Source organism: Enterococcus sp. DIV1537a (genome assembly GCF_051712085.1).
Lineage (GTDB): Bacteria > Bacillota > Bacilli > Lactobacillales > Enterococcaceae > Enterococcus > Enterococcus faecalis.
The window spans coordinates 1,268,113-1,291,037 of sequence record NZ_JBIOOE010000001.1 but is presented as its reverse complement, the minus strand read 5'-3'; the positions used below and the strand labels follow the sequence as shown (position 1 = coordinate 1,291,037).

Genomic DNA, 22,925 nt, shown 5'->3' with positions numbered 1-22,925 from the left:
AGCATATAAGAAAAAGGACTAGCGAAATAGAGATACGCTCAGCCCTTTTGTTTTAGGTATGCAAAAAGGCGCAAACTCAAAAATTGTTCTTCTCACCCCTTGAAGAACTGAATCCTTGAAGCTTTCGCCCAACCATTCTTTATTCAATACTCTACCATCTTAGCAAAGTTTTTCGCAAAATTCAATACTTACCCAAATGAATTAAAATAACAAATTTTCACTTTTATAATAGGTAATAAAAAGGCATTATTTTTTCGCTTTATAATTATTGATCTTGAATTTTTTTCACATAGATGTGCTATACTTACGTAAACAATTAAATTTATTTGGAGGGATCTCTGATGAATATACGATATATTTCAATCTCTGGTAATACACGCTCATTTGTTCAACGTTTAACAACTTATGCTGAAGAGCAACATCAGCAAAACGAAAAAAATCCTACGATTACTTTCAAAGAAATTTCGGAAAATTCTCCGTTAGAAGTAGAAACAGAACCATTTTTTACCTTTGTGCCTACCTATTTAGATGGTGGCGATGGCATCAACAACGGCAATACCGAAATTTTAACAGAAGTCATGCGAGAATATCTTGCTTTTGAAAATAATTATCGTTATTGCTCTGGCGTGGTGGGCAGCGGCAATAAAAACTTTAACCACCAATACTGCCTGACAGCTAAACAGTATGCGGAACAATTTAACTTCCCCTTCTTAGCTGACTATGAATTAAGAGGTACCCAAGCGGATATTGAACGAATTTATGCTATTTTAAAGGAAAACCAATAAGCAAGTTTCATTACTAAAAAGCTCACCTATGATAGACTACATTTTGAGGTGAAGAAAAATGAGAAATACATGGTTAGCAGAACAACTTCAGTCAATCAGCGAAGAACCCAACTCTTTTATTATCGAGGAAACCATCAAATATATTGAACAATTAGAAGATGATAATGAAAGTCTTCAAGTTGCATTGGAAGGAACCATTTGGAGTCCTAAAAAATGGAACGAACCATTGGAAAAATAATTTAAACAGAAGAAAAGAGCCAGAAACGTAAGTGTTTCTGGCTCTTTTCTTCTGTTATTTACAAATTATAGACGTGCATTTAAATCTTTTGCTAATTCTTCAAAACCTGGTTTACCTAATAAAGCGAACATGTTGCGTTTGTAAGCTTCAACACCTGGTTGGTCAAATGGATTAACCCCATTTAAGTAACCTGAGATGCCCACCGCAATTTCGAAGAAGTACATAACATAACCTAATGAATAAGCATCCATTGTTGGCACTTTAACGATCATGTTTGGCACACCACCATCTGTGTGAGCAAGCAACGTACCTTCGAACGCTTTTGTATTGACGAAGTCGATTTCTTTTCCTTGTAAATAGCCTAGGCCATCTAGATCTTCATTTTGTTCTGGAATTGAAATGCTATGGCGTGGATTTTCAATTTTAACCACTGTTTCAAATAAGTTACGCATACCTTCTTGAACATATTGACCCATGGAATGTAAGTCAGTTGAAAAGTCTGCGGCTGCTGGGAAAATACCTTTGCCATCTTTTCCTTCTGATTCACCGTATAATTGTTTCCACCATTCAGAGAAATAGTGCATGCCAGGCTCATAGTTAATTAACATTTCAGTTGTTTTGCCTTTACGATATAAAATGTTACGTAACGCAGCATATTGATAGGCTTGGTTTTCTTTTAAGTCGCTCGTTGCGCCGTATTCTTTACGTGCATCATTTGCACCTTCCATTAAACGATCAATATCCGCACCGCTAACAGCGATTGGTAAAAGACCTACTGGCGTTAAAACAGTGAAACGGCCGCCCACATCATCAGGAATCACAAATGTTTCCCAACCTTCCGCATCAGCTTCAACTTTTACTGCTCCTTTAGCACGGTCAGTTGTCGCATAAATACGTTTATTGGCTTCTTCTTTGCCATATTTATTAATTAATAACTCTTTAAAGACGCGGAAAGCAATCGCTGGTTCTGTCGTCGTTCCAGATTTTGAAATAACGTTGACAGAAAAATCACGATCACCAATCACATTGATTAAATCAGCTAAATAAGTTGAGCTGATGCTATTTCCAGCAAAGAAGATTTGTGGCGCTTTCCGTTCTTCTTTTGATAATAGATTATTAAATGAATGTGTCAAAAATTCAATTGCTGCACGGGCACCTAAATATGAACCACCGATACCAATGACTACTAATACCTCAGAGTCAGATTGAATTTTTGCTGCTGCTTTTTTAATGCGCGCGAATTCTTCTTTGTCATAGTTTTCTGGTAAATCAATCCAGCCAGTAAAATCATTACCAGCTCCTGTACCTTCACGTAATGCTTTGTCCACTGCAGTGACTTGTGTTTGCATGTATTCCAATTCATGGTCAGCAACAAATGGTGCTAATTTGGAATAATCTAATTGAATGTGTGACATTCCTTTTCCTCCTCGAAAGTAAACTTACTACATGTATACTTTACGTGTTTTTAGACATTTTTTCAAGCAAATTCTTTTGGATAGACCAATTGTTTAATTTTAACTATTTAATTAGAGATATTTATTCTCTTAATCAAACAAACCAAGAAAAAATGCTAGGAAATCCTAGCATTTTTTGTTATTAAACAAGTCCTTGACTCAGCATCGCTGCCGCTACTTTTTCAAAGCCAGCAATATTCGCACCTAAAACAAAGTTATCTCGTGCCTGATATTCGTTAGCTGTATCACGACAAGTCTCATAAATGTTTTGCATAATTTGATCTAGCATACCGTCAACTTTTTCAAAGGACCAAGCTAAACGTTCAGCATTTTGGCTCATCTCTAATGCAGAAACCGCAACACCACCTGCATTAGCGGCTTTGCCTGGACAATAAATTACAGCTGATTTAGCAAAAACGGCGACTGCTTCTAGTGTACAAGGCATATTTGCGCCTTCTGCCACGACTTTCACTCCATTTTTCACTAAAATAGCGGCTTGCTTTTCGTTGATTTCATTTTGTGTTGCACATGGTAACGCAATGTCATACGCTGTTTCGAAATCCCAAACAGATTCTTTATCATAATAAGTTGCGCCTTTACGTGTTTCAACATATTTTGAAATGCGTTCACGATTTTTTTCTTTTAGTTCTTTTACTAACGCCACATCAATTCCTTCTGGATCATAGACAAAACCAGACGAATCGGAACATGTGATTACTGTGGCGCCTAGCTCAGTTGCTTTTTCCATGGCATAAATTGCGACATTCCCGCTACCAGAAACAGCGACTTTTTTGCCTTCAAACGTATCGTTTTTATCTGCTAATAAATGTTTAACAAAATAAACCGTTCCATAACCCGTCGCTTCTGTTCTTGCTTGGCTTCCCCAGTATCCTAAAGGTTTTCCAGTCAACACTCCTGCATCATAGTTGCGCAAGCGTTTATACATGCCAAACAAATAACCAATTTCACGAGCGCCTACGCCAATATCGCCTGCTGGAACATCTGTACTTGGACCAATATGTTTTTGAAGTTCGGTCATGAAACTTTGACAGAAGCGCATCACTTCAGCATCTGACTTACCTTTTGGATCAAAATCACTACCGCCTTTGCCGCCACCGATTGGCAAACCAGTTAAACTATTTTTAAAAATTTGTTCAAAGGCCAAAAACTTCATCACACTTAAATTCACACTTGGATGAAACCGCAAACCACCTTTGTATGGTCCAATCGCTGAATTATATTGGACACGATAGCCTCTGTTCACATGCCAATTGCCCTGATCATCTTGCCACGGCACACGAAATTGAAAAATACGTTCAGGTTCAATCAAGACACCTAAAACATTTGCTTCAATGTATTGAGGATTTTTTTCTAAAAAACCTTCTACGGTTGGTAAAAACTCATCGACTGCTTGTAAATATTCTGTTTGACCTTGGTCTAATTGGTGAATTTTTTCTTGAATATTTTTAACATATTGTTTTGCGTCCATTTAATCATCCTCTCATTGTTATAGGTTTATTTTAACTGAAAATTCAAAAATTACCATAGTCAAACGTTTATTTTTTCCTTAAATCCAGAAAAAATCCCGTAATTATGGTACACTACCTATTGAATTGGAGGAGAACTATGAAGAAATTTGATGTAATTATTGTCGGTGCTGGGACGAGCGGTATGATGGCCACGATTGCGGCCGCAGAAGCAGGCGCTCAAGTATTATTGATTGAAAAAAATCGCCGTGTTGGGAAAAAATTATTAATGACTGGTGGCGGCCGCTGTAATGTAACTAATAATCGGCCCGCAGAAGAAATCATTTCATTTATTCCTGGGAATGGAAAATTTTTATACAGCGCATTTTCACAATTTGATAACTATGATATCATGAACTTTTTTGAATCCAATGGTATTCACTTAAAAGAAGAAGATCACGGACGCATGTTCCCTGTTACAGATAAATCGAAGTCAATTGTTGATGCGCTATTTAACCGCATTAACGAATTAGGAGTCACTGTTTTTACAAAAACACAGGTCACAAAATTACTACGAAAAGACGATCAAATAATTGGCGTTGAAACCGAACTGGAAAAAATTTATGCGCCGTGTGTTGTATTAACAACTGGCGGCCGCACTTATCCTTCCACAGGAGCAACTGGTGATGGCTATAAACTAGCCAAAAAAATGGGGCATACCATCAGCCCACTCTACCCTACCGAATCACCTATTATTTCTGAAGAACCTTTTATCCTTGATAAAACGTTGCAAGGTCTCTCTTTACAAGATGTTAATTTAACTGTTTTGAACCAAAAAGGAAAACCTTTAGTTAATCATCAAATGGATATGCTGTTTACACATTTTGGCATTTCAGGACCTGCCGCGCTCCGCTGTTCTAGTTTTATTAACCAAGAATTAACTCGCAACGGTAATCAACCTGTCACGGTAGCCTTGGATGTGTTTCCGACAAAATCTTTTGAAGAAGTGCTGAAAAATGTTGATTACATGATTGAGGAACAGCCAAATAAAGTGGCAAAAAATGCCTTTCATTCTTTAATACCAGAACGTCTGCTTACTTTTTATCTAGAGAAACTAGCAATTGAAGAAGTGCCTGCCAAACAACTGACAGAAAAGCAACGTCTTTCCTTTGTGGAACTACTGAAAGACTTTCAGTTCACTGTTACGAAAACATTGCCTTTGGAAAAATCTTTTGTCACAGGCGGTGGGATTTCCCTCAAAGAAGTGACCCCTAAAACAATGGAGAGCAAATTAGTCAATGGTTTATTTTTTGCTGGTGAACTTTTAGATATTAATGGCTATACTGGAGGCTACAATGTTACAGCTGCATTTGTCACTGGACATGTTGCTGGCTCCCATGCCGCAGAAATTGCAGAATACACCTATTTACCAATTGAAGAAGTCTAAACAAAAAGTCGCTAAAATAGCGACTTTTTGTTTACTTTTTTTATTTATCAATAATTTTCCCGTTTTCTAAATAAATAGTGCGGGTGGCTACTTTTTCCACAAACGTTTCATCATGCGAGGTGAAAATTACTGTTCCTTGATAGGCACTTATAAATTCTTCAAGTGCTTGGATTGTCTCTAAATCAAGAAAATTGGTGGGTTCATCCAATAAGATGATATTATTTGGTTCTATAAATAATTGCGCCAAAGTAATTTTTATGGCTTCGCCACCACTTAGAGAAGATATCTTTGTCTGTAAATTTTCTTGTTGAAAACCTAGCCGATATAAAAGTGAACGCACAATCTTTTCAGAATAATTTGTCCGTTTCAATAAATAAGTCAACAGTGGTTCATCATTTTTTAATCGATAATCTAATTGATGATACGTTCCTAACCGGACTTTGGGAGAAAAGTAAATGGCCGGGTGACGAGCTTCAATTTGTTGAAGGAAAGTACTCTTCCCAGCACCATTTTTTCCACAAAGTGCTATTTTTTCGTTTAAAGGAATTTGAACGTTCACTTGGTTAAGAATTGTTCGATTCTCATAAGCGAAAGTTAAATTTTCAATTCTAATTGGATATGGATTGTATAAAGAGAACTGATTATTAGTAGGAAAAATAATTTTTCGCTCTTGTTTTGCTTGCGCAACATCGGGTAATCTGTCAATTCTGGCATTAATCGCTTTCGCTTGTTTTTGGAGTGCTTTTTGTACGGTATCTTTTTGTTTAGAACCAGCTAAACGACTAGGTTTAATTTGCTTTTGTTTTTGTTTTTTTGAAACATGACTAGATTTTTGCGCTTGTGCTTGTTTCTTTGCGTAAGATTCCTGTAATTTTTTCTTTTCCTTTTGATATTGATGATAGACATTATATTGTGTTTGCTGTTCCAATTCTTTTTGACGACAATACGCATCGTAGTTCCCTAAATATTCTTTGACATGTCCATCCGAAACTTCCCAAATTTTCTCTGCTAATTGATTCAAGAAAAAGCGATCATGACTAACAAACAAAACGGTCCCATAATAATACGTTAAATCTGCCACTAACAACTGACGATGTTCTTTATCTAAATGTGTGGTTGGTTCATCTAAAATAACCCCGGTTGGATACTCTGAAAATAATGTTGCTAAGCGTTTTTGGACTTTTTCGCCACCACTTAGTTTTTGATTTTTCTGATTTAGCAAACAGTTTTTGTCAGTTTTCTCTGGTTCATTCGTTATTTCTTCAGCTACTTGTGCCAAGTAATGAAAGTCGTTCAATCTTTGAACTTTTCCTTTGTCTGATTGAATCTTACCCATAATTAAATTGAGCAGTGTTGATTTTCCTGCGCCATTTTTACCAATAATCCCAATTTTTTCATTTTCATATACAAATAATTCATCAATTTCTAGAATTGTTTTTCCCGAAAAGTGAATACTTACTTCTTTCAGATGAATACTTAATTTTTTCATTTTGCCCTCTTCTTTCATTTCTGAAACGAAAGAATCTTGGGTACGCAAAAAAGGACAGCCTAATCGCTATCCTTGTAGTTTCGTATAAAAGTACACACGTCACCCATGAATTTTAATTTCAGACTTTTTGATAAGATTTATTCAATTTATTTTGTCAAAAAGTCAATCCAAATTCTGATAGATGCCAACATACAATTATACCTCCTCGTTTAATTACTCCCACATTAACACCTCTGCTTTCTTTTGTCAATTCTGACCCTAAAATGAGAGAATCGGACTTTAGTAGGATACAATTTTACCCAAACTATGGCAAAATAAAGACGGAGGTGAAAACCATGAAGATTACATTGACACGAAAAACATCAGCTTGGGGCGCGTTACGCTATTTTACATTTTATAAAAATGGTGTGCATCAAGGGAAACTTTTTACTAATGTACCTATTGAAATTGAGGCTGATCATGGGGATGTTTTAACGTTCTATGAAGGCTGGTTCCAGTTTTATCGGCGCATTGAAGTTACTGAAGATACCAAAGAAATCACGATTATCAATTCTAAAAAATTGCAACATGTTTTTTATACCTGTGTCGTCTTATTTTTAATTTTAACGCTATTATTCCTTTCCGCACAGAAACTTTCGACATTTATTATTGCTGAAATTTTAATTTACTCTGGTATTCAGTGGCTGTTCCGCCAACAAACCTATCATTTTACTGTCAAGAAAAAAACGGAATCCTTTGCTTCCTATTCTAAAAAAAATATCGCACACTAAACGAATCTTTAGCGTGCGATATTTTTTAATTACTTTTCATTAATTCGGCCACATATGTGACTGTTTCTGGTTGTGTTTCTTCAATTTTATTAATCGCATCTGCAAAATTCGGTAAATGCGCTTTGTGGGCAATTAATAATTCGTCCAACAAGGTCTTCGCCATGACGCCGCCAGGAACTAATGGATTAATAGTGAAAGCATGCAATGCTGCGCCGTAATCACCATTGATGGCTGCTCGAATAACCGTTTCTTCCATAGCTTTCATATTTTGAATAATTCCTCGTGCTGCTGGCGGAAAGGCCCCCCAGTTGTAAGGTTCATGGCCATGTGCTGTCACAGGACCAGACACTTCTACAACACAATCATACGGTAAATCAGTAATTGTCCCATTGTTTTCAGTAGAAACAACCATATCCGTTCGTTTATCATTATAAATTGATGCAATCATTTCACAAGCTGCATCGCTATAGTGTGTGCCGCCCCGTTCTTCTAATTCTTTTGGTTTGTAATCTAGTTTGGGATCTTTATACAATTCAAACAGACGACCTTCCGTTTCTTTAACCACTTGTGCTCTTGTTTCGCCCCGTTCATACTCTTCGATGGAATGCTTCAACATCTCATCTTCAATATAATAATAGCGATGATAACCACATGGTAACATTCCTAAATCTTTTAACTGTTCATAATGGAACGGCGCATCAAAAATATTTTTCAAATGACTTTCTTGCTCTTGCTTAGGTCCGTAAATTAAATCAATGAGTTCTTGTGTTCGCTCTTGTCCTTCTTTGTCCCAAACGCGGTGCCAATGGAAATGATTAATTCCAGCAAATTTAAAGAATAAGTCTTCTTCTGGAATTCCCAGCATTTCGGCCGCTTGTTTTCTATGACCAATCGGCACATTACATAAGCCAACTGTTTTTTTCCAACCGCCATGTTTAATTGCAGCTTCCGTAACCATTCCAGCTGGATTAGTAAAATTCACTAACCAAGCATCTGGGCAAAGGCGTTTCATATCGTCAATAATAGATAAAATGACAGGAATTGTTCGAAATGCTTTAAACATTCCTCCCGCGCCATTTGTTTCTTGGCCTAATACTCCATGAGACAAAGGAATCCGTTCATCTTTAATGCGAGCATCTAATAATCCTACACGAAACTGTGTTGAAACAAAATCCGCCCCTTTTAAGGCTGCTTCACGGTCCAAGGTTAAATGAACTTCCCAATCTAAACCAGCAGCTTTAATCATGCGCTTCGCCATCGCACCAACGATTTCCAATTTTTCTTTACCAGCTTCAATATCGACTAACCAAATTTCCTTAATTGGCAGTTCATCTTTTCTTTTAATGTATCCTTCAATTAATTCAGGTGTATAACTAGAACCGCCACCAATTGTTGCAATTTTTAATGCTCCTCTTGTCATCCGTCTTCTTCCTCCTTGATTAAATTGTTATCGTTTACATATTTAGGATAAATTATGGGAATGTTCCCATGTCAAGCACTATTTTCAAAAAAATGTATGCTATACTTCTTATAAGAATACATTCCACTTTGGAGGTAAAAAATGACGTCTATCATTGATGTAGCAAAAGTTGCCGGTGTCTCGAAATCGACTGTTTCTCGCTTAATTTCTGGAAAAGGATATGTGAGTGCCGATAGTCAAGAAAAAATTCTCAAAGCAATGAAAGAATTAAATTATACCCCGAATTATGTGGCGCGGAATTTACGAGCAGGTGCCACAAAAACCATTGGCTTTTTAGCCCCTAGCTATTTAGGTTCCTTAGGCATTTTCTTGAATCGCTTTATTTCAATTGCCAAAAAATACAATTATTCCGTAACCTTATTTTTTACAGATGGCGATCAGCAGAAAGAAATTGATGCCTTGAACCAATTAAAATACAAACAATTAGATGGCTTGTTTTTATTGACACGAACAAATGAATGGTCGGTGATTGAGCCATACAGCGCGTATGGCCCTTTAGCAACCTGGCATCGTATCGATTCACCCAATATATATTCTTCCTACATTGATCATTACTCTGGTTATTATCGTTCCTTAGAATATTTACAACAACAAGGATACCAAAAAATTGGTCATGTCCTCGGTAATCCCGAAAATTTAAACACGCACGCACGAAAACGTGCAATGAAAGATTTTTATGAAAACACTCAGGCACCTTGGCAAGCTGAGTGGCTGATTAATGATCAGTATACTAACCATTCTGGTCGCAAAATTGCCCATTACTGGCAACAATTAACCGACAAGCCAGAAGCTTTGGCCTTTTATAATGATCACGTAGCAGCTGAGTTTATTTCAGAACTTGAAAATCTAAATTATGCCGTTCCTCGCGATGTCGCTGTCATTGGCTTTGATAATAGTTATGTCAGTGAGTTGATGCATATTACGACTGTTGATTATGCCATTCAGTATCAAGCTGAAAACTCATTTATTTACCTATACAACCAATTAAATCAGACGAACATTCCTGAAAAAAAATTAACCGTTCGTCTAGTTGAACGACGAACGGTGCCTAAAAGACTTGAGTATTAATACTTAAGTCTTTTATGGTTCAGGTACATAAATACCATAGCCTTTTATTTGATACGTAACAATTGTTTCTTTATCTTGAATTATCCCTTGATAATTAGTGGGAATCTCGTCATAATTTTCCCAGTAACGAACACCTGATGAACTACCATTTGTATTTTGACTAATTAAATAGTCAACTGGCTGACCTTTTTCATCTTGAATAGTGAAACGAATTTTTTGTGGTAATTCATAATGATCCCCTATTTTTTTCTCAAATTCGATTGGTCCCACCAATTGATTTTGTTGATAATTATATGTTTGACCTGCTACCTCTTGTTCCATCCGAACTGTATATTTTTCCAAGTTAGGATACAATGGGACGAAATCCCCATTTTTCAATGTTGTAAAATCACTAATGGTAAACGGCGCTCCCGTTTCATTTACAAATCGAATGATTAATTTTGCAGTTTCTAATTCTTTTTGATACTTGTATGTTACCGATTGTGCTTGATTCGTAAAGGTTCCTTTTGCATTTTCTGGTAAATCATTTTGATTTAAAAGATAGCCTTTGATAGTTAATAAATAATCGGCAGTTGTTGCATCATAGGTTTGGCCGACTATTCCCGTTAACACTTTTTTATCAGCAATTTCTTTTCCTTGCTCATCTACATAATGGATAATGACAGGTGCAGCCACTTCATCATACACAAATATGATAACTTGTTTTTCTGCTTTAAAAAAGCCAATAGCGGAGCCCTGTACTTCTTTTTGAACATACCCATCGATTTCCTTTGTTTCAGCTTGATAAGATTCACCAATTGTTCCTTTTAAAATAGTAGGATCTGCTAGTGTTTTACCATGTACTGATTGATAACGGATCTCAACTTGTCCTTTTTCAAGCGGTATCGGCTGTGGTTTTTCTTGGTTACGATGCATGTGTAAATAACCGACATAGGTATACCCCTCAATTATTGGTGGCTGCTCATTTAAAATAGTTCCCTTTTTTATATCTTTGATTACTATCGGTTTCAATAAATCCGTCGATAGTGCATAACCTTTTGTCGTTTTCATCATACTTAAACCATTTATCACTAGGATAATCAATACCACTTGTTTTAATCGTTTTCTTTTCCATAGAAAAACTAGGATTATCATAATACTAAGTACTGATCCACCAACAATCAACCACTGACTTGTTCTCAAAGAACCTGTTTTAGGTAAGGTTTTCGTAACTCGATTAACTGTTTTATTTTGATCAAGACTCGTTAATGAAGTATCTTGGTCCAAGCTCTTATTAGAGCCCTGCTCTTCTGAAGATGGATTGACATTATTTTTTTGATAAATAAACTGGTATTCTTCTTCATCAAATGAAATTGTTTCATTAGGAACACCTTGAACAATGTTTGATTGTTCTTGGTTTGTTAACTGATCCATTGGTAAATAGTTAAACGTTACCCTTGCGTGGTTCATCTGTTCTGCCCAAACAGAGTTTGTAGCAACCAAACAACATAGCATGAAAATACTACTTAAAAAAATTTTTATCGAACGATTCATTGTTACCTCCTTGAAAATGTGAAAATGACGAAAATAGTCTGATATAATCTTAACACATTATCAAGAAACTGTTGTTTTTATATTTAAAAAATCTAAAAAAATAAAATAAAAAGGACTTGAGATAAAAATTTTTAACTCCAATAAATAAGAAAGGTATGCTTTTGTTCAGCTGATTATCTTCAGCTTTAAAAAGTGGGAAACAAGTTGAGCCGACCCCGAAAAGTTAGACCTATAAATCTAACTTTTCGGGGTCACTACCCACTTTCTTTATTTTTATTATTTATGCTTTTGTTCATTTTTTAAAATAGAAATTGACTGTTTTAAGGATTGAATCATGCCGCCTTCGCTGTATACAAGAACGTTTGATTTGTATAAACGAGCAGAGAAGATTGTTAAAATGATTCCAAAGACTGCCAAAATCACTAATGAGACAATTGCTTCCATTGTTGATGCCGTTTCGGTCGCCAAGCGCACTGGCATGATATATGACGAAATCAGTGGAATAAAGGAAGTTACTTTCACCACGATATTCTGTGGATCATTCGTTCCAAACGTAATGCCAATCATATAACCGATTAAACCAATATACATGATGGGCTGAACTGCTTTTGCTGTATCCTCTGGTTTGGAAACAAGAGAACCACAAAGTGCTGCCAAAACAGCAAAAACGAGAATACCAATAATGAAAAAGCCTAATGTAAAAATAAAGGTTGATGAAAAAATACTTTGTGGTGAAATACCACTTAATAGACTTTTCATAAAATCAAGATTTTTCAATTGAGAATAGCCGAGAACAAACGCCACTCCGTAAATGAAAATTTGTGTTAAAGCTACTAGAATAACCCCAGTTAATTTGCCATAAAAATGGGTTTGCGCTTTTGTACTAGAGAGAATAACTTCCATGATTCTAGTGCCTTTTTCAGAAGCAATCTCTTGGGCAATAATTGAAGAATAACTGCTGATGAAGACAAATAACAAAATTGTTATCCCCATTGCTAACGCCATTTGAATCCCTGTGTTATCTTCTCCTGTTTTTATTTTGCCATTTTCATCAAAACTAATTTTGGCTTTTTTAAATGTTGCTTGTTGATTCAACATGGCAACTTGCTCAGCTGTTAGGTTTAAACGATTGGCATTCGCCATTGTTTGTAATTGGTTTAACATTTGAAGGATTAGCATCTCGGTTGCATTTCCTAAAGAGCGTTCAGAGTAAAGCTGACCAGAAATCTGATTATCTGTAGTGTCCAAAAGTAAATAGGCATCAATTTTCTCGTCTTTTAATTGTTCTTGGGCCTTTTTCTCAGAAGAAACAGCTTTGAAAGAAAAGTCCTCTGTTTTATTCTTTGTCAACTCTTTAACGAGCGCTTGATTTTCCGAAACCAGACCAATGGTAGTATCTCCTGAAAAACCGCTAGCTAGAGAGCCCGCTAAGTAAACAATTCCTACAAGAAGAAATGGCGCTAAAATCATGATTAAGAAAGACAGCGACTTCACATTTTTCTTATAGACATCAGTCGCAATAATCCAAAATTTACTCATCTTGCCCACCTACTTTCATTTTGAAAATTTCTTCCAATGTTGGTGGTTGTTGATTAAACATTGGAATGTAGCCGTTGGCTGTCGCTTTATCAAACAACACTTTGCCCACTTCAGCGTTTTCTAATGTCGCTTCTAAGACGCCATCTTGTCGCAAGTGTGCTTCTTTCACACCTGCTGTAGCAGCAACTTCCTCAACAGATAACGGTGATTCTAAAAATAATTTTGTTCGACCAAATTGTTGTCGAATTTCATGAACCTGACCATCTAAAACCATGCGTCCATTTTTTAACATGACTAAATGGTCACAGATTTTCTCCACATTGTCCATATTATGACTGGAAAAAATGACACAAGAACCTTGATTTTTCAATTCAATAATGCCGTCTTTTAATAATTCTGCATTAACTGGATCCAAGCCACTGAATGGTTCGTCTAAAATAATTAACTTCGGTTCATGAATAAGTGTCGCAATCAATTGAACTTTTTGTTGATTGCCTTTTGATAAAGATTTAACTTTATCCGTTTTTTTGCCTTTAACTTGAAATTTTTCCATCCAAAAGTCAATTTTAGGTTCAATTTCTTTTTTAGTTTTCCCCCGCAATGAAGCGAAATAAATTAGTTGGTCTTCAATCGTAATTTTAGGATATAAACCCCGTTCTTCTGGTAAATAACCAATAATATTGTATTCTTTTTCGTTTAATGGTTGACCATTCCATAAAACCGACCCGCTATCTTGTGTTAAAAAATTTAAAATCAAGCGAAACGTAGTTGTTTTCCCGGCACCATTTTGGCCAATTAATCCTAAAATTTTCCCGTCCGGTATCGTAAAGGATACATGATCAACTGCTTTAAAATCCCCAAAGGTTTTGACTAACTCTTTTACCTCTAACACATAAACGCCCCCTTCACTTTTTCTAAACCGCTGTTTAGTTACTCATATCGTATCTTTCCTGTGTTGGCTTGTCAATGACAATTGTTATGGAAAGATGTTGCACTTTAATCAGACGCTTTATTTTCTGCTAAGTGAAAAAGGCCATCCGTCTCGGAAGAAATATGCACTTCATTTGCGGTCAAGCCTGTGCTTTCATAAAATTTATTTTTAAATTCCTTTGCCGATTTTGATGATTGGCAGGCCCAAATTCGACCTGTACGATTCAGCCACGTACCCAATTCATTCATTAAACGCTCATCAATCAGTAATTGATTTGGTACTTTTTTAGATTTTATTTGATAAACGGGTGTTAGTATTTTCATGATCAGACGTCCTCTCTTTTAAGTTAGTTTTAGTATATCACGAAAGAAATCGTTATCATATTTTCTTGAAAGTTCAACTTTTCATGAAAAAATTGAATAAAAAAAAACAGACAAATTAGGAAAAGCACCTAATTTGTCTGGTTCATTTTCATTTATTTTTCTATCTCAGAGGTTGTTTCTTGGTGCAAATGACGATACACATTCTTTGCGACAGTTTCAGGTAACCCAGCTTTTCTTAATTCTTCAACACTGGCTGCCGTAATATTTTTAAGCGATTTAAATTCTTTTAAAAGATTTTTTTTACGTTTTGGTCCCAAACCTTCAATGTTATCTAATTTGGAAGCAAAACTATTTTTACTACGTAATTGACGATGGAATGTGATGGCGAAACGATGGACTTCATCTTGGATTCGTTGCAACAAGAAAAATTCTTGTGAGTTCCTTTCCAATGGTACAACTTCTAAGTTTGGACCAAATAAAAGTTCACTCGTTTTGTGCTTGTCGTTCTTGGCTAATCCAGCTACAGGAATATCGACTCCTAGTTGATTGGCTAACACATCTTTAGCAACATCGACTTGACCTTTACCACCATCGATTAAAATTAAATCAGGAAAAGGCAAGCCTTCTTTTAAAACTCGTGAATATCTGCGATAAATGACTTCTCTCATGGAAGCGTAATCATCAGGACCTTGGACGGTTTTTATTTTATATTTTCGATACTCATTTTTAGCTGGCCGTCCGTCAATAAACACAACCATCGCAGAAACAGGGTTTGTTCCCATAATATTTGAATTATCAAATGCTTCAATTCGAATGGGCGCAGGTATGTTCATCGCATTGCCTAATTTTTCAACTGCGCCAATTGTTCGTTCTTGTTTCCGTACAATCAAATCGAATTTTTCATTTAAAGCAACTGCAGCATTTTTACTGGCTAATTTAACCAGTTTTTTCTTTTCTCCCCGTTGCGGCTGCAAGATTTTCGTAGCTAATAAAGCTTCGACGCTTTCTTTATCAATGTCATCAGGAATCAAGACTTCTTTTGGCACAAAATGCTCATTCTCTTGATAGAATTGTCCAATAAAAGTTAAAAATGCTTCACTGGCATCATCATAAAATGGAAAAATCGATACATCACGTTCGATTAATTTTCCTTGTCTGACAAAGAATACTTGGACACACATCCAGCCTTTATCAACAGCATAACCAAACACATCACGATCAATTAAATCTACATTCGTCATTTTTTGGCGGGTCATAACTGTTTCAATCGCTTTAATTTGATCGCGAAATTCTGCAGCTTTTTCAAATTCCATATGTGCAGCTGCATAAGCCATTTTTTCTTGTAAGCGGTCCTGAATTTCTGTATGTCCACCAGAGAGAAACCCTTTAATCTCTTCCACCATATCTTTGTAGACTTGCGGATCCACATCAAAAGCATAGGGACACAGACATTGTCCTAAATGATAATACAAACAAGGTGTTTTTTGCGATGGATTACATTTTCGCAAAGGAAAAAGCCGATCTAACAGTTTCTTTGTTTCATTCGCTGCATTTACATCTGGATATGGCCCGAAATATAACGCTTTATCTTTTAAAACCTTTCGAGTAATCATTAAACGAGGATATTTTTCGTTTGTGATTTTGATAAAAGGATAGGTTTTATCGTCTTTTAACATGATGTTATATTTGGGATTATTTTTATGGATTAAATTAATTTCTAATAAAAGTGCTTCAATATTCGATTCTGTCACAATATATTCAAAATCATCGATTTCACTGACTAATCGTTCTGTCTTAGTATCATGGCTACCACGAAAATAAGATCGGACACGGTTTTTCAAAATTTTGGCTTTCCCAACATAGATAATCGTGCCGTTTTTATCTTTCATTAAATAACAACCAGGTTGATCAGGAAGCAGTGCTAATTTATTTTTTATTCGTTCGTTCATACGATACTTCCTTTCTAACAAAATGCTTCATCTATTATACACCTCTTTTTGTAATTAAACAAAAAAAGCCGCTACTTTATGTACGAAAGAAACAGCCTGAAAAGACAATCGCTAATGATTTCTCTTCAGACTGAATCAAACTATTCGTAATGACTAATCAACGTTTATAAGTGTTTGGCAATCATTGCTTGCAATTGGTCTTTTGTATGAACACCGACTGCTTTTTCAACAACTTCGCCATCTTTTTTCAATAGCAATGTTGGGATGCTCATGATTCCAAAACTTGCTGGTGTTGCAGGATTTTCATCCACATCCATTTTGACGATTTTTACTTCGTCTTCATCATATTCTTCAGATAATTGTTCTAAGATGGGTGCTTGCATACGACAAGGGCCACACCAAGTTGCCCAAAAGTCGATTAAGACTAATCCTTCATCTGTTTCTGTTGCAAAATCTTTATCGGTAATTGCTTGTGTCATTTCACAAACCTCCTACTCTTTACTCTTATTACATGCTTAGTATAACACGTCATCTCTAAGATAGCGAGTGTTCTGCTTACTTATTGTAAGTCCTTGTTTATTGGAATTTTACGACAGTCGCACCATTACCACCTTGGTTTTGTGGCGCAAATTCATAGCTTTTCACACTGCGGTGATTTTTTAAAAATTCCGTTATTCCGGTTCTTAATGCACCTGTTCCTTTGCCGTGAACAATGGTTACTTGTGGATAGCCCGCTAGAATCGCAGCATCAATGTATTGGTCAACTTCTGCCAATGCTTCTTCGTAGCGTTTGCCACGTAAGTCTAGTTGTGTGCCAACATGACTGCTTTCTGCAGAACGAACCGTTGTAACTCTTGGTTTTGCTTCTTTTTGTGGAGCGACAGGCGTCATATCCTCTTCAGATACGTTCATTTTTAAAATGCCCAATTGGACTTGCCATTGTCCTTTGCCGTTGTCTTTTAATAAGGTCCCTCGTTGGCCGTAAGTATTGACAATTACTTCATCGCCAGCTTTTAATTTTTTCTGCTCTTTCGCCTTCTTCAGCACTTTGTTTTTAGCAAGCTTGGTTTCTTCATGGTGTAATCGAGAAAGTTGTGTTTTCGCATCAATTAACTGATGTTCTTTGACACCACCTTGTTGGCCACTTTCCAATTGCATTTTGCGAATATCAGAAATAATGGTTTCCGCATTTTCTTCCGCTTCTGCAATAATTTTATTCGCTTCTTTCCGCGCTTTTTGTAATTCTTTTTCTCGTTCTTCAAAAAATACTTGATAGGCTTCTTTTAGTTCCTTATGCAAAGCTGCCGATTCATCGACATAGTGGCGAGCTTCTAAGTATTCAGTTTCGGCCATTTTGCGACGGTTTTCCAGGTCTTCAATCATTTCATTTAAATCTTGACTTTCACCGTCCATTATTTGTTTTGCAGCCTCAATAATACTATTGTCTAATCCAAGACGTTTCGAAATTTCAAAAGCATTACTTCGGCCAGGCACGCCAATTAATAAACGATAGGTTGGACTCAAGGTATCTACATCAAATTCCATACTGGCATTGATTGTTCCAGCTCGATTATAGCCATACACTTTTAATTCAGGATAATGGGTTGTTGCCATCACATAGGCTCCTTTAGCACCCAATGAATCTAAAATGGCAATCGCTAAAGCGGCCCCTTCTTGCGGATCTGTCCCAGCACCTAATTCATCAAATAGTACTAAACTTTGATGATCGACTTTCTTTAAGACAGACACGATATTCGTCATATGTGAAGAGAAAGTACTTAAACTTTGTTCAATCGATTGTTCATCCCCGATATCCGCAAATACTTCTGTAAAAATCCCCATTTTACTCTCTTCTTCAACTGGAATAGGTAATCCAGCTTGACCCATTAATTGTAAAAGACCTAACGTTTTCAGAGTAATGGTTTTCCCGCCGGTATTAGGCCCTGTAATCACAATTGCTTGATATTCTTCTCCAATCAAAATGTCATTGGCTACAGCTTTTTCTGGATCCAATAGCGGGTGCCGGGCTTGTTTAAAAACTACATGATTTGCTTGACTAATTTCTGGAACAACTGCTTTTAGTTCTTTTCCTAGTCGCGCCTTAGCATTAATAAAATCAAGTTTACCGATGACATAAGCATTATGCGTAATTTCTCGGCGATAAGGAACCAACTCAGCCGACAGTTCTGCCAAGATGCGAGTAATCTCATTTCTTTCGGCAATTTGTTGTTGTCGCAAACGATTATTCATTTCTAAAATTTGTTTAGGTTCAATAAATAAGGTTTGTCCTGAAGCACTTTGGTCGTGCACCACGCCACCAAAAATATTTTTATATTCTTGTTTGACTGGAATTACGTAGCGTTCATTTCGCATAGTAACAAGGGCATCACTCAGATAACGTGCGTTTTTCCCACGAATAATACTATCTAGTTCTTCTCGAATGGTCTGCTCACTACGACGAATATTTTGCCGAATTGCCTTTAAAGCTGGCGAAGCTTCATCTGTGACGTAGCCATCATCATCAATGGCTTGTTTGAGTTGGCGATTTAATTCAGGCAAAACTTCTAGTTGCTCTCGCCACATATATAATCGTTCAAAATCAACTTCATTTTCACTTAACTCATCAAAAAAACGAGTCAGTTCTGAAGTAGTCGACAAGACACGGCCTACTTGTGCTAATTCTATGCCATTTAAATCCGCACCAATTTCAATCCGTTTCATGTGTGGTTGGATATTTTCTAATTTAGGAATGGGGATTCCACCACGTAATCGTTGAACTTTTAAACCATCCTGTGTTTCATTTAGCCATGATTGAATTTTATTTTCATCAGCAATTGGTAATAATTCCGAAACTTCGTTTGTCCCCTGAGCTGTCACAATAAATTGCAACAACTGTTGTTTTACTTTATCAAACCCTAATGTTGATAGAATACGCTGATTCATTTTTCCACCTACTTTTCTAACTTTTTCATTTGTTGAAAAGACTGAGACATAACATAAGAAGTTTCGCTTTGCTCACTTACTTCTTATCTCTATCTCAGTCCCATTCAGCTTTATTTCGTAATTGGTTCAACCCATAATTCATATGCTTGTTTTGTTAGAATTGGGGTATTTTTTACAATGCCTCGTGCCAAGCCACTTGACCGAAACTGATTTTGGACAATATCTGACGGAATCATTGACGCCGTAGCTAACACTAGAAAAAGACCCACGTATAACACAAGAACACTTAATACGCCACCTAATAGTCCATTTACCTGTTTCAAAACTGGAATAAATGTTAATCCATGTAAAAAGATCGCTAAAAAACGAACGACCAACCAGCCTGCAAACAGCAATAATAAAAACGCAACCGCTGAATAAAAGGCTTTGTCCAAGTCTAAAGAAATCTCTTGATTAAAAAAGACAAGCTTTGACGTTGGCGTAACCGATGGATATGGAATATACAATTCTAAATGAGAGGCGACCTCTTTGTAATAGGTACGAGCAACAAAATATGAAATTAAGTAACCCACTGAATAGAGCACTTGTAAAATCAAGCCTCGTTTAGCTCCTGTATAAAATCCAAAGGCTAAAAGTAATAAAATAAGTATTGTTAACATCTTGTCATCCTTTCAGGAACTACTCCGAAACACCTTTATTTTGAATCTGCTGTTTTCGATTTTCATTCAAAATTTGTTGGGCTTCCACATGATTATGAATTTCTACATCTTCTTGTCCATTCTTTTTCAAAACATCCCGTGCTTCTTCTTCGATAATTTCCATTCGGCGCACACGATTCTCTAATTCAGCCAAACGAATGGTTTTCTGTTTTAAATCTGCTACTTGTTTTTCCAATTTTAAAGCATATTCTTGTTTTTTTAGTTGATCTGAAATTGCATTAATTGCTAATAAAACAGAAGCTTGTTCCGTATCAGTTTGCGGAGAAAGATGTTTAATTTCCGCCAGTTGTTCGTTGACAATTTTTGTGACTAAATCCATATGTTGTTTTGACTCTTGGCCAATAATTGTATACGTATGGTCTGCAATGATTGCTTTATATCGTGTTTTTTCATTTGATGCCATGTTGAGGTTCCCTCCTGTAAATCAATCCATTCTTGCTTATTGTACCATGAAAAAAAAGCGAAGCGCAATTTTCGTACAAATTCTCTCTTATTATATGCCACAAAGCGAAAAATTTAAAGATTTCTTTACAAGAACTCTGGCAATTTAAGAACGAATAGAAATTGTGTAGGAGAAAAAGCGTGGAACAAAAAGTCAAAGTGATTTTTGTCCCACGCTCAAACTCTGATAATCAGCTAAAAATGTTTGTTTCAGCTGTACTTTTTAAGGCTTAGTTATTATCTTTCATCTTTTCTACACGTAAACAACGCATAGCATTTAATACAGCGATAATAGTTACACCAACATCAGCAAACACTGCTGCTTGCATTGAAGCCAAGCCTAATGCACCTAGTACCAAAACAATGATTTTAACAGCAATCGCAAAGATAATGTTTTGTTTAACAATTCTCAATGTTTTTCTTGATAATTTAATCGCAGAGGCGATACGACTTGGTTCATCATTCATAATCACCACATCAGCAGCTTCAATTGCCGCGTCACTTCCTAAACCACCCATGGCAATCCCAACATCAGCCCGGGCTAAAACAGGTGCATCATTCATGCCGTCACCAACAAAGGCAACTTTGTTTTTAGGTGAGGATGCTTTTAACAACTCTTCTAAACGATCCACTTTGCCATCTGGTAAAAGTTCTGCATAAACTTTGTCAACACCAACTTCTTTTGCAATAGCTTCTGCAACTTGTTGATTGTCTCCAGTCAGCATAACAGTTTGTTTGACCCCTTCAGCTTTTAATTCTTTTATTGCTGAAATGGCATCTGGTTTCAATTGATCCGCAATCACTAAGTAGCCTGCAAATTGATTATCAATAGCGACAAAAATTAAAGTTCCAGCTTCCTTCACTTCTGGTGCTTCGATACCAAATTGTTTCATTAACTTCGCATTACCGACTAAAACTGTTTTGCCTTCAATTGTGGCTTTGATACCGTGTCCGGCAACCTCTTCAATTGCTGTTGCTGGAACAGTTTCTTTGCCATAGCTTTCTTTAATAGAAATAGCAATAGGATGAGTGGATAATTGTTCTGCTGTTGCTGTTAAACGTAACAACTCTTCTTCAGGTAAAACAACACTAGTTATGTTTTGAACCACAAAATTTCCTTTTGTTAGCGTACCAGTTTTATCAAAAACAATTGTTTCCGTATTCGCTAAAATTTCTAAATAGTTACTTCCTTTAATTAAAACACCTAGCTTGCTGGCTCCGCCAATTCCACCGAAGAAACTTAAAGGAACAGAAATGACTAAGGCACATGGACAAGAAATAACCAAGAACGTTAATGCCCGATAAACCCATTCATTAATGGAAGTATCAGGGAAAATAAATGGTGGAATCACTGCCAATAAGACAGCTAAAACAACGACAACTGGTGTATAGTAACGAGCAAATTTAGAAATAAAGTTTTCTGCAGGGGCTTTTTTACTGCTAGCATTTTCAACTAAATCTAAAATTTTGCTAACTGTTGAATCCCCAAATTTTTTCGTAACATTAATGGTCAAGGCCCCATTTTTATTGATAAAACCACCTAAGATTTCATCGCCGACTTTGACCGTTCTTAGAACAGATTCACCAGTCAACGCAGAGGTATCTACCATACTTGAGCCATCAATAATTTGACCATCTAATGGAACTTTTTCACCTGGTTTCACTAATATTTGTTGTCCAATTTCAATTGTATCTGGAGCGACCGCTTTTATTTGTCCATTTACTAAAAGATTTGCTGAATCTGGACGAATATCCATTAATTTGGCAATTGATTTTCTGGATTGATCAACCGCAGCACTTTGGAACCATTCGCCGACCTGGTAGAACAACATTACTGCCACAGCTTCGGGATATTCCCCAATAAAGAATGCCCCGATCGTTGCCACAGACATTAAGAAATTTTCATCAAACACTTCCCCACGAAAAATATTCGTTACCGCTCGTTTGACAATGTCGCCACCAATTAAGACATAAACGACTAAATAAGACGCCAAAGCAACCCAATTATTACTTGGCTTAATGATAATAAGTGCTAAAAATAAAACAAATGCAATAATGATACGAATTAAGCGATTCTTATTTGGATTACGTCCCTCTTCTTCTTTGACATCTTTTAAAGAAATAACTTTGACATCTGGTTCTAACTTACCAATCACTGCACGCGCTTCATTTTCGACTTCTAAATCATGTCCTGATTCAACTTCCAGTGTCATCTTTTCAGCCATGAAGTCCACACGCGCTTTTTCTACTCCGTGAATTTTTTGGACAGATTTTTCAATTTTATCTGCACAACTTGCACAATCAAGTCCTTCTAGTTTATAACTCTTTTGCATTTAAACACCTTCACTCC

General features: G+C 36.3%; 19 protein-coding genes and 1 other annotated feature. Of the genes, 5 read left to right on the top strand and 14 right to left on the bottom strand.

Annotated elements, in window-relative coordinates; genetic code table 11:
• Window positions 1-86: 86 nt before the first annotated feature.
• Window positions 87-134, bottom strand: a sequence feature (sodium ion sensor (DUF1646 type); this cis-regulatory element may regulate processes involved in with the transportation of sodium ions).
• Between the two features lie 207 nt (window positions 135-341).
• Together nrdI and IGJ41_RS06450 are read left to right on the top strand one after the other, a co-directional pair.
• Window positions 342-785: a class Ib ribonucleoside-diphosphate reductase assembly flavoprotein NrdI gene (gene nrdI, locus IGJ41_RS06455; protein ID WP_002389303.1), complete on the top strand. Its 444-nt coding sequence runs from the start codon at window positions 342-344 to the stop codon at window positions 783-785.
• Between the two features lie 58 nt (window positions 786-843).
• On the top strand, window positions 844-1,023 hold the full coding sequence (locus IGJ41_RS06450) for a hypothetical protein (RefSeq protein WP_002357684.1): 180 nt from the start codon (window positions 844-846) through the stop codon (window positions 1,021-1,023).
• 65 nt (window positions 1,024-1,088) lie between these two features.
• Here IGJ41_RS06450 and IGJ41_RS06445 read toward each other — a convergent pair whose 3' ends face one another.
• Together IGJ41_RS06445 and gdhA are read right to left on the bottom strand one after the other, a co-directional pair.
• Window positions 1,089-2,438 carry a glucose-6-phosphate isomerase gene (locus IGJ41_RS06445; protein ID WP_002357685.1) on the bottom strand — a complete coding sequence of 450 codons (1,350 nt, stop codon included), beginning with the start codon at window positions 2,436-2,438 and terminating at the stop codon, window positions 1,089-1,091.
• 181 nt (window positions 2,439-2,619) lie between these two features.
• On the bottom strand, window positions 2,620-3,966 hold the full coding sequence (gene gdhA / locus IGJ41_RS06440) for an NADP-specific glutamate dehydrogenase (RefSeq protein WP_002360402.1): 1,347 nt from the start codon (window positions 3,964-3,966) through the stop codon (window positions 2,620-2,622).
• Between the two features lie 137 nt (window positions 3,967-4,103).
• On the opposite strand from gdhA, the gene IGJ41_RS06435 reads away from it, so the two are divergent.
• Window positions 4,104-5,390, top strand: coding sequence for an NAD(P)/FAD-dependent oxidoreductase (locus tag IGJ41_RS06435; protein WP_002357691.1), 1,287 nt, complete (start codon window positions 4,104-4,106; stop codon window positions 5,388-5,390).
• A 40-nt stretch (window positions 5,391-5,430) separates the two neighbouring features.
• Here the strand turns inward: IGJ41_RS06435 and abc-f are convergent, their stop codons facing one another.
• Window positions 5,431-6,897, bottom strand: coding sequence for a ribosomal protection-like ABC-F family protein (abc-f, locus tag IGJ41_RS06430; protein ID WP_016615879.1), 1,467 nt, complete (start codon window positions 6,895-6,897; stop codon window positions 5,431-5,433).
• A 245-nt stretch (window positions 6,898-7,142) separates the two neighbouring features.
• On the opposite strand from abc-f, the gene IGJ41_RS06425 reads away from it, so the two are divergent.
• Complete coding sequence (locus IGJ41_RS06425) at window positions 7,143-7,649, top strand: hypothetical protein (RefSeq protein ID WP_162783010.1); 507 nt, start codon at window positions 7,143-7,145, stop codon at window positions 7,647-7,649.
• Between the two features lie 25 nt (window positions 7,650-7,674).
• Here the strand turns inward: IGJ41_RS06425 and IGJ41_RS06420 are convergent, their stop codons facing one another.
• Complete coding sequence (locus IGJ41_RS06420) at window positions 7,675-9,069, bottom strand: 6-phospho-beta-glucosidase (RefSeq protein ID WP_104855431.1); 1,395 nt, start codon at window positions 9,067-9,069, stop codon at window positions 7,675-7,677.
• A gap of 141 nt (window positions 9,070-9,210) precedes the next feature.
• Between IGJ41_RS06420 and IGJ41_RS06415 the strand changes: the two genes are divergently transcribed.
• Window positions 9,211-10,197: a LacI family DNA-binding transcriptional regulator gene (locus IGJ41_RS06415; RefSeq protein ID WP_104855430.1), complete on the top strand. Its 987-nt coding sequence runs from the start codon at window positions 9,211-9,213 to the stop codon at window positions 10,195-10,197.
• A gap of 12 nt (window positions 10,198-10,209) precedes the next feature.
• Here IGJ41_RS06415 and IGJ41_RS06410 read toward each other — a convergent pair whose 3' ends face one another.
• From IGJ41_RS06410 to IGJ41_RS06365, 10 genes are all read right to left on the bottom strand, one after another.
• Window positions 10,210-11,730, bottom strand: coding sequence for a MucBP domain-containing protein (locus IGJ41_RS06410; protein ID WP_104855429.1), 1,521 nt, complete (start codon window positions 11,728-11,730; stop codon window positions 10,210-10,212).
• Between the two features lie 276 nt (window positions 11,731-12,006).
• Window positions 12,007-13,269 carry an ABC transporter permease gene (locus IGJ41_RS06405; protein WP_173963532.1) on the bottom strand — a complete coding sequence of 421 codons (1,263 nt, stop codon included), beginning with the start codon at window positions 13,267-13,269 and terminating at the stop codon, window positions 12,007-12,009.
• A complete protein-coding gene (locus IGJ41_RS06400) occupies window positions 13,262-14,161 on the bottom strand; it encodes an ABC transporter ATP-binding protein (protein WP_002357699.1) in 900 nt (299 codons plus the stop codon). The genes IGJ41_RS06405 and IGJ41_RS06400 overlap by 8 nt, the downstream gene beginning before the upstream one ends.
• Before the next feature lie 104 nt (window positions 14,162-14,265).
• Window positions 14,266-14,523, bottom strand: a complete 258-nt coding sequence (locus tag IGJ41_RS06395) for a DUF3884 family protein (protein WP_153853807.1) — start codon at window positions 14,521-14,523, stop codon at window positions 14,266-14,268.
• Between the two features lie 152 nt (window positions 14,524-14,675).
• Window positions 14,676-16,472, bottom strand: a complete 1,797-nt coding sequence (gene uvrC, locus IGJ41_RS06390) for an excinuclease ABC subunit UvrC (protein WP_002366633.1) — start codon at window positions 16,470-16,472, stop codon at window positions 14,676-14,678.
• A gap of 164 nt (window positions 16,473-16,636) precedes the next feature.
• Window positions 16,637-16,951, bottom strand: a complete 315-nt coding sequence (gene trxA / locus IGJ41_RS06385; RefSeq protein WP_002357703.1) for a thioredoxin — start codon at window positions 16,949-16,951, stop codon at window positions 16,637-16,639.
• A gap of 97 nt (window positions 16,952-17,048) precedes the next feature.
• Window positions 17,049-19,415 carry an endonuclease MutS2 gene (locus tag IGJ41_RS06380; protein ID WP_153853808.1) on the bottom strand — a complete coding sequence of 789 codons (2,367 nt, stop codon included), beginning with the start codon at window positions 19,413-19,415 and terminating at the stop codon, window positions 17,049-17,051.
• 110 nt (window positions 19,416-19,525) lie between these two features.
• A complete protein-coding gene (locus tag IGJ41_RS06375; RefSeq protein WP_002357705.1) occupies window positions 19,526-20,074 on the bottom strand; it encodes a CvpA family protein in 549 nt (182 codons plus the stop codon).
• 19 nt (window positions 20,075-20,093) lie between these two features.
• On the bottom strand, window positions 20,094-20,537 hold the full coding sequence (zapA, locus tag IGJ41_RS06370) for a cell division protein ZapA (RefSeq protein ID WP_002357706.1): 444 nt from the start codon (window positions 20,535-20,537) through the stop codon (window positions 20,094-20,096).
• 268 nt (window positions 20,538-20,805) lie between these two features.
• Window positions 20,806-22,908, bottom strand: coding sequence for a heavy metal translocating P-type ATPase (locus IGJ41_RS06365; protein ID WP_153853809.1), 2,103 nt, complete (start codon window positions 22,906-22,908; stop codon window positions 20,806-20,808).
• Between the last annotated feature and the right edge of the window lie 17 nt (window positions 22,909-22,925).